The organism is Mariniflexile litorale, assembly GCF_031128465.2.
GTDB lineage: Bacteria > Bacteroidota > Bacteroidia > Flavobacteriales > Flavobacteriaceae > Mariniflexile > Mariniflexile litorale.
Map to the genome: position 1 here is coordinate 2,056,407 of NZ_CP155618.1, position 14,030 is coordinate 2,070,436.

General features: G+C 33.8%; 10 protein-coding genes and 1 tRNA gene. 6 read left to right on the top strand and 5 right to left on the bottom strand.

Annotated elements, in window-relative coordinates; all coding sequences use genetic code 11:
• Positions 1–362: 362 nt before the first annotated feature.
• On the top strand, positions 363–1,163 hold the full coding sequence (locus tag QLS71_RS08695) for an aspartate dehydrogenase domain-containing protein (protein ID WP_308993116.1): 801 nt from the start codon (positions 363–365) through the stop codon (positions 1,161–1,163).
• Here QLS71_RS08695 and QLS71_RS08700 read toward each other — a convergent pair.
• Together QLS71_RS08700 and polA are read right to left on the bottom strand one after the other, a co-directional pair.
• Positions 1,150–2,061, bottom strand: coding sequence for an NAD(P)-dependent oxidoreductase (locus QLS71_RS08700; protein ID WP_308993115.1), 912 nt, complete (start codon positions 2,059–2,061; stop codon positions 1,150–1,152). The genes QLS71_RS08695 and QLS71_RS08700 overlap by 14 nt on opposite strands.
• A 108-nt stretch (positions 2,062–2,169) precedes the next feature.
• Positions 2,170–5,013 carry a DNA polymerase I gene (gene polA / locus QLS71_RS08705; RefSeq protein ID WP_308993114.1) on the bottom strand — a complete coding sequence of 948 codons (2,844 nt, stop codon included), beginning with the start codon at positions 5,011–5,013 and terminating at the stop codon, positions 2,170–2,172.
• A 184-nt stretch (positions 5,014–5,197) separates the two neighbouring features.
• Between polA and QLS71_RS08710 the strand changes: the two genes are divergently transcribed.
• Together QLS71_RS08710 and QLS71_RS08715 are read left to right on the top strand one after the other, a co-directional pair.
• Positions 5,198–6,433, top strand: coding sequence for a metallophosphoesterase (locus tag QLS71_RS08710; protein WP_308993113.1), 1,236 nt, complete (start codon positions 5,198–5,200; stop codon positions 6,431–6,433).
• A gap of 121 nt (positions 6,434–6,554) precedes the next feature.
• On the top strand, positions 6,555–6,851 hold the full coding sequence (locus QLS71_RS08715; protein ID WP_308993112.1) for a thioredoxin family protein: 297 nt from the start codon (positions 6,555–6,557) through the stop codon (positions 6,849–6,851).
• A gap of 172 nt (positions 6,852–7,023) precedes the next feature.
• Here the strand turns inward: QLS71_RS08715 and QLS71_RS08720 are convergent, their stop codons facing one another.
• Positions 7,024–7,626, bottom strand: coding sequence for a polysaccharide deacetylase family protein (locus tag QLS71_RS08720; protein WP_348636618.1), 603 nt, complete (start codon positions 7,624–7,626; stop codon positions 7,024–7,026).
• Positions 7,627–7,671: 45 nt separating this feature from the next.
• Complete coding sequence (locus tag QLS71_RS08725) at positions 7,672–10,983, bottom strand: DUF2723 domain-containing protein (protein WP_308993110.1); 3,312 nt, start codon at positions 10,981–10,983, stop codon at positions 7,672–7,674.
• A gap of 241 nt (positions 10,984–11,224) precedes the next feature.
• On the opposite strand from QLS71_RS08725, the gene QLS71_RS08730 reads away from it, so the two are divergent.
• Positions 11,225–11,297, top strand: a tRNA-Gln gene (locus QLS71_RS08730).
• 55 nt (positions 11,298–11,352) lie between these two features.
• Here QLS71_RS08730 and QLS71_RS08735 read toward each other — a convergent pair.
• Positions 11,353–12,177: a universal stress protein gene (locus tag QLS71_RS08735; protein WP_308993109.1), complete on the bottom strand. Its 825-nt coding sequence runs from the start codon at positions 12,175–12,177 to the stop codon at positions 11,353–11,355.
• Positions 12,178–12,311: 134 nt separating this feature from the next.
• On the opposite strand from QLS71_RS08735, the gene rimP reads away from it, so the two are divergent.
• Both rimP and nusA read left to right on the top strand, forming a co-directional pair.
• Positions 12,312–12,773 carry a ribosome assembly cofactor RimP gene (gene rimP, locus QLS71_RS08740; protein WP_308993108.1) on the top strand — a complete coding sequence of 154 codons (462 nt, stop codon included), beginning with the start codon at positions 12,312–12,314 and terminating at the stop codon, positions 12,771–12,773.
• 13 nt (positions 12,774–12,786) lie between these two features.
• A complete protein-coding gene (nusA, locus tag QLS71_RS08745; protein WP_308993107.1) occupies positions 12,787–14,019 on the top strand; it encodes a transcription termination factor NusA in 1,233 nt (410 codons plus the stop codon).
• The last annotated feature ends 11 nt before the right edge of the window (positions 14,020–14,030 follow it).

Genomic DNA, 14,030 nt, shown 5'->3' on the forward strand with positions numbered 1-14,030 from the left:
CCGTAATCTAAAACTTTATTATACGAGTAATTAAGTCGGTTGTAAGAGTATTATTTAATGGGAACAGCACAGAGCCTTTCTCTTGTTTAAAAACACTTAATTTTTTAGCACAAACTCCATGGCCAAGTAGGTGTGGCATAAAATCCAATCTGCTTTTTATAATCTGCGAAATCAGTGGGATAATTAAAGATAGTGAATTGTGAAATTATCCCACTGATTTCACAGATTTATGCAGAATAAAAACAAATGTTTGTTTTTTCTTGACAGCATAAAAAAGTCACCATAGAACAACTATTTATGGATTTATGATATTTTAAGGATAATCAAATTTTAAAATTAAAAAAAGCTATATGTTTGTTGGTATGAGAACAAAAAGATTAGCTATTGTAGGCTGCGGAAAACTCGCAAACATTGTTGTAGAAGCATTCATTAAAGGGTTGTTGCCCGATTACAAACTTATAGGAACTTTTTCAAGGACGTTTAGTAAGGCAGAAGGCATTGCAAAGCATATTCAAGATTTAGAAACAAGTTATAAGTGTATACTATGTCATTCTATTGAAGAATTGCTTGATCTTAAACCTGACTATATCGTTGAAACAGCATCGCCAACAGCTTTAAGAGAACTAGCATTGCCTGCATTAATAAACGGATCTTCCATAATAACACTGTCTATGGGAGCATTTGCTGATGTCGATTTTTATGAAAATGTTAAAAAAACAGCTTTGAAATATGGTACGCGTGTACATCTTGCATCAGGAGCCATTGGTGGTTTTGATGTTTTGAGAACGGTCTCTTTAATGGAAGCATGTCTTGTGACTTTTGAAACTAAAAAAGGGCCAAATTCCTTAAGAAACACAAATGTTTATAATGAAACATTACAAACTGAAGAACGCAGGGTTTTTGAAGGTGATGCCATTGAGGCTATCACACTTTTTCCAACACAGGTAAATGTTGCTGTAGCGGCCTCTTTAGCTTCAACAGGTCCTAAAAACATGAAAGTGTCTATAGACTCAATTGCAGGTTATGTTGGTGATGATCATCGTATTGAAATAAAAAGCGAGCAAGTTCATGCTATTATTGATGTATATAGCAAAACAGCACAAATTGCTGGTTGGAGTGTGGTTAATACCTTACGGAATATTACATCTCCTATTGCTTTTTAAAATAATTTGTAATATTCGCTAAAACTTTTTCGCTTAAGCGCACAAACGCTTGACTTGTTCTACCTGTAGATGTGTTCATACAAACAACATTAGGATAGGCTAAAAACTCTTCGCCACCTAAAGCAATTGCAGTATCACAATACACACGATTATCACCTGCTAACCATTTTATAAAAGGCTTGGTATCCCAAGCAGGAGATAATCCAGTATTAAATAATATTTTGCGATTACCCAAATGTTCAAATTCAGTGTCGTGTATTAAAACCGTATTTTTGTTTAAACATGTTATAATTACTTCATTTTCTGAAAGTAATTCTTTTAAAGGTAAAAAACGATAGCCCTTTTCTTCGGCTTCAGGTTTTATGCTCCTAGAGAAATAAGATATTTCAGCACCAAAAAAGTGAAGTGCATCAGCAATCATACCGCCCGATTTGCCTAAACCTACAATACCTGCTTTAATACCTGTAATTTCACGTGGTATGTGGCTCCATGGCTCTCTTGGAGTGCCATCTGGATTGTTTCCAAAACCATGTAAACAACTCACTAATTCGCTAATAACGTATTCTACAACACCCTCGTCACCATAGTCACGGACTCCCGTTACTATAATACCACGTGAATTTGCGTAATGAATATCTACATTAGCGCTTTCTGGCGTGTATAGTGAACAGCACATACCAATATATTTTATGTTTGGACATTGTTCCATAGCTTCACGACCCAAAGTGGTTGTGTAGCTTAACAATACGGCATCAGCATTGCCAATACGTTTTACAATTTCATCAACACTAGAAGGCCTGTCGTTATGCATTGTTAAGTTTTTAGCAAACGATTCCAATTCTTTTTCGGCAGAAGGAATTAAATTCAAGGGCTCAATCGCTACTAGTTTTTCAAACATGGTTTTTCTATTACAAATTGATATGGCTAAAGTACTTGATGGATTACTGTTAATAGTTGTCCTGTATTGTGAAGCTTCTAGATTTTTAACAATGTTTATCTTCTATTTTTAATGCGCCTCTAACCAATCATGTCCAACACCCAACTCAACATCTAAAGGCACTTCTAATTTATAAGCATTTTCCATTTCAGTTTTTACAAGGGTTTTGATGGCTTCCAATTCTGGTTTGTAAACATCAAAAACCAACTCATCATGTACTTGCAAAAGCATTTTGGTTTTAAAGTTTCCCGTAGAAAGTTTCTTGAAAATATTAATCATTGCTAATTTAATAATATCTGCTGCACTTCCTTGTATGGGGGCGTTTACAGCATTACGTTCAGCAGCGCCACGCACTACGGCGTTTCTGGAATTGATGTCGTTTAAATAGCGACGTCTTCCCAAAACGGTTTGAACATAACCATTTTCGCGTGCAAAATCTATTTGTTCACTTATATAGTTTCTAAGTTTCGGGTAGGTTGCGTAATAAGTGTCTATCAATTCTTTGGATTCGCTTCTGCTTAAATCGGTTTGATTACTTAAACCAAAAGCCGAAACACCATAAATAATACCAAAATTCACGGTTTTAGCATTACTACGTTGTTCTCTAGTAACCTCTTCCAGAGGCACATTGAATACTTTAGAAGCAGTACTGGCATGAATATCTTCCCCATTTTTAAACGCATTTATCATGGTTTCTTCATTACTTAAAGCAGCAATAATACGAAGTTCAATTTGAGAATAATCGGCAGCTAACAACATGTAATCTTCGCTTCGCGGAATAAATGCTTTCCGCACTTGACGTCCACGTTCTGTACGAATAGGAATGTTCTGTAAATTTGGGTTGTTACTACTTAAGCGCCCAGTAGCAGCTACGGTTTGCATATAATCGGTATGTATACGGCCTGTTGAAGGTTCTACTTGATTTGGTAGTGCATCCACATAAGTGCTTTTTAATTTTGCTAAACCTCTATAGTCTAATATATGCTGAATAATATCGTGGTCTTTTGCCAAGTAACTTAAAATATCTTCGCCAGTGGCGTATTGTCCCGTTTTTGTTTTCTTTGGTTTATCAACGAGTTTTAGTTTGTCAAATAAAATATCACCCAATTGTTTTGGTGATGCGATGTTGAATTCCTCACCAGCTTCAGCATAAATTTTTGTTTCTAAAGATTTTATGTCGCTATTTAGTTGTTCCGATAGAGAATTTAAAAAAGTTTCATTCAAATTAATACCTTCCAATTCCATAGCTGCAAGAACACGCAGTAATGGTACTTCAATATCATCAAATAGTTTTTGTGTATTAGCAGCTCCCAATTCTTTTTCAAAATGCTCTTTAAGTTGAAGTGTAATGTCAGCATCTTCAACCGCATATTCTGTTTGTTTATCCAATGCAACATCGCGCATTGAAAGTTGATTTTTGCCTTTTTTACCTATCAATTCTTCAATAGAAATAGGCGTGTAGTTCAAATAAGTTTCAGCCAATATATCCATATTATGACGCATATCGGGATTGATTAAATAATGTGCCAACATGGTGTCGAACAATTTGCCTTTAACTTCAACCTTATATTTAGCTAAAACTTTGATATCGTATTTTAAATTCTGACCAATTTTTTCAATGGTTTCGCTTTCAAAAAAAGGGCGTAGTAGTTCGATAAGCTCTTGAGCTTCGTTTTTGTCTTCAGGGAATGGTAAATAAAAGCCTTTACCAACTTCCCAAGAAAAAGCAATACCTACCAATTCCGCTGTTATAGGATTTAACCCCGTAGTTTCAGTATCAAAACAAACACTATTTTGTGCCATTAAGTTTTTAATGAAAAGTTTTGTTGCCATACCCGAAGCTACACTTTGGTAAAAATGTGAACTCGTTTCTGTGGTGTTTCTGGTAAATTCTGAAACGGTTTCGGTTTCTTTTGAAGTAGAAATATCGCCACCAAACAATGAAAACTGTCCAGCACCTGCTGAAGCTGTTTCTTTTGGAGTTGATTTTATTTCCGTTTTATTGGATGTCGTTTCAGTTGAAGTGGCTTCTAGAGCAAACGTTTTTTCAAAATTTGAAAGCAATTGTCTGAATTCTAGCTCTTGAAAAATTTCGGTAACTTTTGGAATATCAGGTTGGTCTAATTCAAAATCTTTAGCATTAAAAGTAACTGGAACATCCAACATAATGGTTGCCAGTTTTTTGGAAAGCATTCCTAATTCTTTGCTTGCTTCAATTTTCTCTTTCATTTTACCTTTCAGCTCATGTGTGTTAGCTAAAAGGTTTTCCATGCTTCCATATTGGGCTAATAATTTCTTAGCCGTTTTTTCTCCGACTCCTGGAAGTCCAGGAATATTATCACTAGCATCGCCCATCATTCCTAAAAAGTCAATAACTTGCATGGGGTCTGTGACCTCAAATTTTTTCTGAACTTCAGGAATGCCCCAAGTTTCGTAACCACCACCAAAAACGGGTCGGTACATAAAAATATTTTCGGTAACCAACTGTGCAAAATCTTTATCGGGCGTTACCATATAGGTTTTGTATCCTTCTTTTTCTGCCTGTCTGGATAGGGTGCCAATAACATCATCAGCTTCGTAACCTTCCTTTACCATGATAGGAATATGCATGGCTTTAAGAATTTCGCAAATATGCGGAATGGCTGTTTTGATGCCTTCAGGTGTTTCGTCTCTATTCGCTTTGTAGGCCTCATACATTTCCACGCGGTCGGCACTTCCACCTTTATCAAAACAAACCGCCAAATGGTCGGGACGTTCACGCTTGATAACATCCAATAATGAGTTCATAAAACCCATGATAGCAGAAGTATCTTCGCCTTTAGAATTGATTCGTGGGTTTTTTATAAAGGCATAATAACCACGAAAAATAAGAGCGTAAGCATCAACTAAAAAAAGGCGTTTTTGGTCGGACATGAAGTTTGTTTTTATGAAAACTCAAAACTACGAAAAGTATTTTTGATTTATGGTTTGGGAGATTATGATTGATGAATTAAAAAACAAAAATATTGAATTTTGAGTGTATTCAATTAAACGTTTAACAGTTTCCTAAGAAAATCAGAATACGAAATGAGTAACTTTACAAATTAATTTAATATTTATGCTTCGCTGGATTATTCTCCTCATTATTTATGTTATTCTCGATTTATATGCATTTCAAGCATTTAAAACCGTCTCAAAAAATAACTGGTTTCACCTATCGTATTGGCTTATCTCTATATTAGTTGTTGGAAATTTTATTTTTAATTACTATGGTTTTAATAGAAGGGATGGTTTTTCTCATGCTCACGCATATGCATTCGGGTTTTTTATAGCTATTTTAATTCCTAAAATGATTCTTTTTATAGGTATGTTTACTGAAGATGTTTTTAGAGTGCCACAAGCTATTTATCGTTATTTTACGGAAGGAGATGTTGCTAAAGGAAACTATTTTGCATCGCGCAGGCAGTTTATTAGTAAAATGGCTTTAGGTATTGCTGCGATTCCACTGGCCTCTATAATTTACGGTATTTATAAAGGCAAGTATAATTTTAAAGTTTTAAAATATACCTTAACTTTTGAAGATTTGCCTTCAGCCTTTGATGGGTATAAAATAACTCAGTTAAGCGATATCCATTCGGGGAGTTTTGATGATATTGAAAAAGTTAAATATGCTGTTGGTTTAGTTAATGAACAGCAAAGTGATGTAATCGTTTTTACGGGCGATATGGTAAATAATAAAGCTGAAGAAATGCTTCCTTATCTAGATGTTTTTAATAAATTAGAAGCTAAAGACGGCAAGTTTTCTATTTTAGGAAACCATGATTATGGCGATTATGCTGCTTGGGATTCCGAAACAGCTAAGCATCAAAACCTAGAAGATTTAAAAACCATTCAAAAGCAAATTGGTTTTGATTTATTATTAAACGAAAGTCGTTTCTTAGAAAAAAATGGAGAGCGTATTGCTCTGGTTGGTGTAGAAAATTGGGGAACTGGTGGGTTTAAACAAGCAGGAGATCTAAAGAAAGCTTCCCAAAACATACAAGCGAACGATTTCAAAGTTTTAATGAGTCACGATCCAACACATTGGGAAAAGAAAGTGATCCAAGATGAGTATCATTATCATTTAACATTAAGCGGGCATACACACGGGATGCAGTTTGGAATTGAAATACCCGGTTGGTTTAAGTGGAGTCCTGCAAAGTGGCGCTATAAATATTGGGCTGGAATTTATAAAGAAATGGGTCAGTATATTAATGTAAATAGAGGGTTTGGGTATTTAGCATTTCCAGGGCGTGTTGGGATATGGCCAGAAATTACAGTTATTGAGCTTAAAAAAGGAATAAGCAATACTTAATGTTTTGTATAAAATAGTTGCTTAAAATTTATAATAATTCATTATAAACAGCGTGTTTATTGATATTTTCGAAAAATTGCGTAGGTTTGTATAAGTACATTTGACTAATAAACAATAGAGTATGTCAAAATTTGGGGAACTAATTGATGTAGAAATTCCTGTATTGTTAGAATTTTTTACAGATTGGAATGATCAATCTACAACAATGCATGCCGTTTTAAGAGATGTGGCCGCTGCACTTGGAGATAAGGCTAAAGTGATTAAAATTGATGTTGAAAAAAACGAAGAACTCGCTGATGCACTACGTGTAAAAGCCCTTCCAACATTAATTATATATAAAGATGGTAAAATGAAGTGGCGTCAAAGTGGAGAGCAAGATGCTAATACACTTATTGGTATCATTCAAAAATACGTTTAAACTTCAGTAAAGGAAGTAATCATTTATATTTTGGGCGTTCCCAAAGGTCGGGCTATACGCTACAAGTCCTCGCTCGTACCTCGCTGTGGGCTTTCCACTTCTATCCCTAACGCAAAAGCAAATTACTATTAAAAAACTTGGAACGTTTAGCTTAACTCATAAATATTACAACTCAAAATATAGATTTAAACTTGAAACCTCGCTCACTATAATATTCTAACACTTTAGGCAATGCAAATTGCATGTTTTTTGAAGCTTTTACGCTATCATGAAATACTATAATACTGCCATTCGTTGCTTTTGAAGTAACATTTTTTAAGCAGTTTTCTGGAGTTACATTTTTTTCCCAATCAAAAGAAAGAACATCCCACATAATAATTTTATAACCCAGTTCTAAAAGTCCTTTACCCTGCTTGGGTGTAATTTGGCCGTATGGGGGTCTAAAAAGTTTTTCGCCACTCTCTATTTTTAACTCATAATTCATAACTTTATTTGCTATAGCAATATTATCCAAATAATTCTTAGATGTTGTTTTCCAGCCTTTAATATGATTATGCGTGTGGTTACCAATGGCATGTTCATTCGCTAAAATATTTTGGAAAATTTCAGGGTGTTTTTCAATATTGTTTCCAATGCAAAAAAAAGTAGCTTTGGCATTGAATTTTTTTAAAGTAGTGAGTGTCCAATTGGTAATTTCGGGTGTGGGCCCATCATCAAAAGTAAGATATAAAACTTTCTCATTAGTTGCGATGTCCCAAACATAGTTTGGGAACATCTTTTTTATAACTAATGGTGATTTTATTGGCGTTAAGGCCATGGTTTACTCGGTGGTTAAATCAATACCACTATCGCTAGTAGGTAAATCTATTTCTGTTGTTGGAGTAGCATCTCGTTCTTGAGATTGGCCACCGTAAAAGTGTTTAAATAGCATTAAATAGTCATTAAAAATATCACCTTCCGATTCTGCAAAGTCAACGTCATATTTCACTAAAACGTTTATTAAACCTTTATAGCGTTCAATATCAGTGTAGATATCTTCGAATAATCGTTCTTGATTAGCCGTTTTTAATGTGCTATAATAGGTTAGATTTTCTTGGTATTTATTAGCAACCTCTTTAAATAATTTTTGCGCTTTTTCTTTATTACCTACTTCATAGTAAGCGCTAATATAAGGCTCTAAAAGGGTGTAGTATCCAAAATATTCAACAGGCATGTTTGTCATGGCAATGTCTGCAATTTCCTCAGCTTTATCTAGTTTTTTTTCAGTAAGTAATTGTTCAATTAATCGAGCTAAATTACCTCTGTAAGAAATAGAATTTTTACGTGTTTCTGGGTCGTGATAAATATCAGGGCTGCCACTATTTCCCCAATCCCATTTTTTAACTTTTTTGTACATGAGGTCACTATCTACACGTCCCATATCAAAAGGATTTGCTCTGTCAATAGATGTTTTTATAGGCACTAATTTATAACACATCCCATCTAATTGTAAGTAGTCTTTCATCCAGATATAATCATCGTCGCCAAAGCTACCGCCAGTAAAATAAATAGGACGTTTCCAGTCGTTATTGGCAACAATATCAAGCATCAATAACCTGTTTTTGTATAGAGCACCTCCACTTATTTTTATATCAATATGAGGCACCATTTTATCGGCGTCCTTAGAGCTAACAATACCCGATTTTAAAGCGTTTTCTTTGTTTACAGGAATTCTTAAAAACTCGGTTGGTAAATAGCTAGCTGTTAAATCTTGCTGTCTAACTTGTGTAAGATCTACGCCTTTTTGTTCTAAAATGTATTTATACTTGGTTTTAGGATTATTACTAGCAATAAAATCTAAAAATTGTTTTATTTGTAAAGTATCTTTTACAACAGGTTCTATAATGATATAGTCATTAGTACCATACTTATACAAATCGTGTGTTAGTTGTGATGGTATTGGGTCGCTTTCATACGCTTTACGCTTCATTTGGTCTATATACCAATCGGTTTGAAATAAACTAGTATTTACCACGCGAACATCGGTTCTATAGCCTTCAATTTCTTGAGCATACCATAGCGCAAACGTATCATTATCACCAATAGTAAATAAAATACCGTTTTCATCGCACGAATCTAAATACATTTTAGCCATAGACCTGGCCGTGTATTTGTCTGAACGATCATGATCATCCCAGTTATTAGCTGCTAAAATACCAGGAACTAATATTAAACAGATTATGGATAATACGGGTGCTAAAATTTTTGGAGACATGTATTTTTTTAAAGTATCAAATAATGCATATACCCCAAAACCAATCCAGATGGCAAAAACATAAAATGAGCCTACTAACGAGTAATCGCGTTCACGTGGTTCAAATGGGCGCACGTTTGTATATACTTGTATGGCAATTCCTGTGAAAAGGAAAAACACTAATAAAATCCAAAAAACATTTTTATTACTATTGAATAAAAAGAAGAAACCTAGCAATCCTAAAATTAATGGTAACAGATAATAAGTGTTTCTTCCTTTGTTGTTTTTTACATCGCTAGGTAAATTGTCTTGAGATAGGCCTAAAAGTGCTTCATCTAGTGGTTTTATCCCGGTTATCCAATTTCCGTGATTATCATATTTTCCTTGAATATCATCTTGTCTTCCTGAAAAATTCCACATAAAGTAACGCCAATACATATAGCCTAACTGGTATTCAAACATGTATTTAACATTACTAGCTAGAGAGGGTTTTTCAATATCAATGTAATTTTTAAAACGTTTTAAGAAGTTGTTGTAATCTTCATAATCTACAGAACCTTTGGCAACTTCACTTTTGAAATTAGTAATGGTGGTTCGTAATTCGTTCTCCATTTGGTATTCTGGCTTTAGTTTGAAATCTAGAAAGCCAGAAAACATCATGTAATTTTCGGCATGTTCAGCACTCCACATACGTGGAAGAATGGATGCCTGTTTATGGTTATAGTTTTGTTTTGCGTTTTTATAATTGTTTACAACCACATATTCCCCTTTAGCTTCATCTTTTTCGTATTTAGGTTTGTCGTCTATATAGGGGTTGTTTTCATCTAAATAAGCATACTGGTCGGTGAACTGAGGTCCGTAAAATAAGTGCGTTTCAGGATACTGCTCTAAATTATAATAGGCTAATAATTCTCTAGCGCTTGATGGGTTGTTTTCGTTCACAACCACATTGGCATTAGCACGTATAGGAAGCATTAGCCATGTTGAAAACCCAATTATAATAAAGGTAACGCATAAGATGCCCGTGTTAATATGTACCATACCTTTTTTACGGGTATAATTTAAGCTATAATAAATAACAGCTATTAAAAGAATGGCAGCAATAATAGATCCTGAATTGAAAGGAAGACCAATAGAATTGACAAAGAAAATCTCGAAAACACTAAATATTTTAAGAATATTAGGTGCCAATAATTTAAATATGAATAATAATATAGCTACAGAAACTACATTAGCAACAATAAAGTTCTTAACAGTAATGGTTTTGTAGTTCTTAAAGTAATATATAAGTCCAATAGCAGGAATTGTTAATAATCCCATAAAGTGAACACCAAAAGAAAGTCCAATAATAAAAGCAATTAAAATAAGCCAACGGTTACCGCGGGGTTTGTGCATGTCTTGTTCCCAACGTAATCCAAGCCAAAACATAACTGCCATAATTAATGTGGCCATGGCGTATACTTCAGTTTCTACAGCATTAAACCAAAACGAATCGGTAAATGTAAAAGCCAAACTACCAACAACACCACTCCCTAAAATAGCAATTGCTTTATCTTTAGTGATGTCATTTTTGTGACCAACCAATTTTTTTAAAAGAAGTGTAATAGTCCAAAACATAAACAGGATAGTAAATGCACTAGACACAGCACTCATCATATTCATCATAAAACCAACTTGTGAAGGTTCTAAAGCAAACATAGAGAAAAATGCACCAAGCATTTGAAAAAGAGGGGCTCCAGGTGGGTGTCCTACTTGTAATTTAGCCGAAGTTAAAATGTATTCTCCAGCATCCCAGAAACTTACAGTAGGTTCTACTGTTAAGCCATATGTAAAAAGAGCTATTAAAAAAGTAAACCATCCTAAAATGGTATTCCATTTTTTAAAATTAAAATTGGTCATATTATGAAATTGTAGTTAGCAATTAATCGAAATAATTAAGTATCTGTATTTTAAACCCCAAATTTTCAGTTCTTAACTTAGAACTTTAAACCTTAGAACGTTCAAAATCTATGGCGAATTTAATAATAAATATGGTATTTAGTGTGTTTTTAAGTAAACGTTAAGGATTGATTATTATTTTTTTTTAAAAATGCTTGCGCAGATAAAATTTTATATTAAATTTGCAGCCTCAATTGCACATTGGCCTATGGTGTAACTGGCAACACGTTGGTTTTTGGTACCAAAGAGTCTAGGTTCGAGCCCTAGTAGGCCAACAAAAAGTCTTTCAGTAAAACTGAAAGACTTTTTTGTTTTTTACCGTTTAAGAAGTTAGATCTTAAATGTAATTACAGGCCTTTTTGCATGGTTTACCAAATCTTCACTAATGCTTCCGTTGAAGAAATGAGAAATACCTCGTCTGCCATGAGTACTCATGCCAATAAAATCGGCATTAATAGATTGCGAAAAATTCATAATGCCCGTTTCAACAGTAACATCATTAAAAATGTTAATTGAATAATTTGGCATTTTAACATCTTTTATAAAATTCTGTATTCTACTGTGCGCATCGTTAGATGTAATAAAGTGGTTAGGTGTATTCACCATGAGTAAGTGTGTTTTAGAACCTAAAATGTTAGCAAATTCAATGGCTTTTTCAAAAGAAATTTTGCTTTCTTCGTTAAAATCAGAAGCAAAAACAAAGTCTTTTGTTTGGAATGATTGGTGTTCTTTTTTTACGACCAGAACGGGGGTTGCGGAAGTGCGGACTACTTTTTCGGTATTACTTCCAATAAGCATTTCTTTTAGACCACTTGCACCGTTAGAGCCCATTACAACTAAATCAATTTGCTGTTTTTTGCAAACCTGAAAAACACCTTTAAATATTTCATGAAACTCTACATGTTCATGTATTACTAAGTCTTTTAAATAGTCTTTTGTTTTTAATTCCTCAAACCGCTTATGCGCCAGTTTCATAAAAAACATCGCTTCAGGTAAGTCATTATATGTGCTTAAAGCATCTACAGTGTGTAGTGGTACTTCAAGAATATGTAATAAATAAATTTCACAATCATGTTTTTTAGCTAATTGCGCTGCTACCTTTAAGGCATTTTCAGCTTGGGTAGAAAAGTCGGTGGGGACAAGTATTTTTTTCATAATTTTATAAGTAAGATGTATCTAAATTTATGAAATATTCCTTTAAAAATCAATAAAATATTATATATTTGCACCGTTGAAAGGCTAAAACTAAAGAAAGAGGGGACGGAAAGTCCCCTCTTTTCATAAAAAAAATGTTTAAAAATACCGTTAAAAATTTACTAGATACTGCGTTAACAGAACGGCCAGACTTGTTTTTAATTGATTTTTCAATTCAAGGAGATAATCACATTAATATTGTAGTTGATGGTGATAATGGTGTATTAGTTGAAGATTGTATGTTTATTAGCAGAGCTATCGAACATAATCTAGATAGAGAAGAACACGATTTTTCTTTAGAGGTGATGTCAGCAGGAGCTACGGCACCTTTAATAAATAAAAGACAGTATAGTAAAAATTTGAAAAGAGAGCTAACGGTAAGAACGGTTTCAGAAAAGTTTGAAGGCGTACTTGCAAAAGCAACCGACACAAATATTACATTAGAGTGGAAAGTTAGAGAGCCAAAGCCTGTAGGTAAAGGTAAAGTAACTGTAAAAAAGCAAGCGGATATCGCTTACGAAGATATTGTAGAAGCAAAAGTTATGATTAAATTTTAATTCAATAAGAGTTATGGAGAATATCGCGTTAATAGAATCTTTTTCAGAATTCAAAGACGATAAGCTAATTGACAGGGTAACGTTAATGGCGATTTTAGAGGATGTATTTAGAAGTGCGCTAAAAAAGAAATATGGTGACGATGATAATTTCGATATTATTGTAAACCCTGATAAAGGTGATTTAGAAATTTGGAGAAATAGAGTGGTTGTTGCAGATGGTGAAGTTGAAGAGCCTAATCAAGAAGTTTCATTATCTGAAGCGCGTAAAATCGAGCCAGATTTTGAAGTAGGAGAAGAAGTTTCGGAAGAAGTTAAGCTTATTCATTTAGGAAGACGTGCTATTTTAGCATTAAGACAAAATCTAATTTCTAAAATTCATGAGCATGATAACACCATCGTTTTTAAACAGTTTAAAGATTTAATCGGTGAAATTTATACAGCAGAAGTACATCATATTCGTCATAGAGCAGTTATTTTATTAGATGATGAAGGTAATGAAATTGTGCTTCCAAAAGAAAAACAAATCCCTTCGGATTTCTTTAGAAAAGGTGATAATGTAAGAGGTGTTGTTGATAGTGTAGAGCTAAAAGGGGCTAAACCAACCATTATTATGTCTAGAACCTCTCCTGCATTCTTAGAAAAACTTTTTGAACAAGAAATACCAGAGGTTTTTGATGGTTTAATCACTATTAAAAATGTCGTTAGAATACCTGGAGAAAAAGCGAAAGTAGCGGTAGATTCGTATGATGATAGAATTGATCCTGTTGGAGCCTGTGTGGGTATGAAAGGTTCTAGAATTCATGGTATTGTACGTGAATTAGGTAATGAAAATATTGATGTAATTAATTATACAAATAATTTACAATTATATATTACAAGAGCGTTAAGCCCAGCAAGAGTAACTTCAGTAAAAATTAATGAAGAAACGAAACGTGCTGAGGTTATTTTGAAACCAGAAGAAGTAAGTAAAGCTATCGGTAGAGGTGGTCATAACATTCGTTTGGCAGGTCAATTAACGGGCTATGAAATAGATGTGTTTAGAGAAGGTGCTGAAGAAGATGTAGAGTTAAGAGAATTCTCTGACGAAATAGAAGGTTGGGTTATTGAAGAGTTTAGTAAAGCTGGATTAGATACTGCAAAAAGTATTTTAGAGCAAGATGTAAACGATTTAGTAAAAAGAACCGACTTAGAAGAAGAAACAATTAAAGACGTTATTAGAATTCTTAGAGAAGAATTTGAAGAATAACATATATTTGA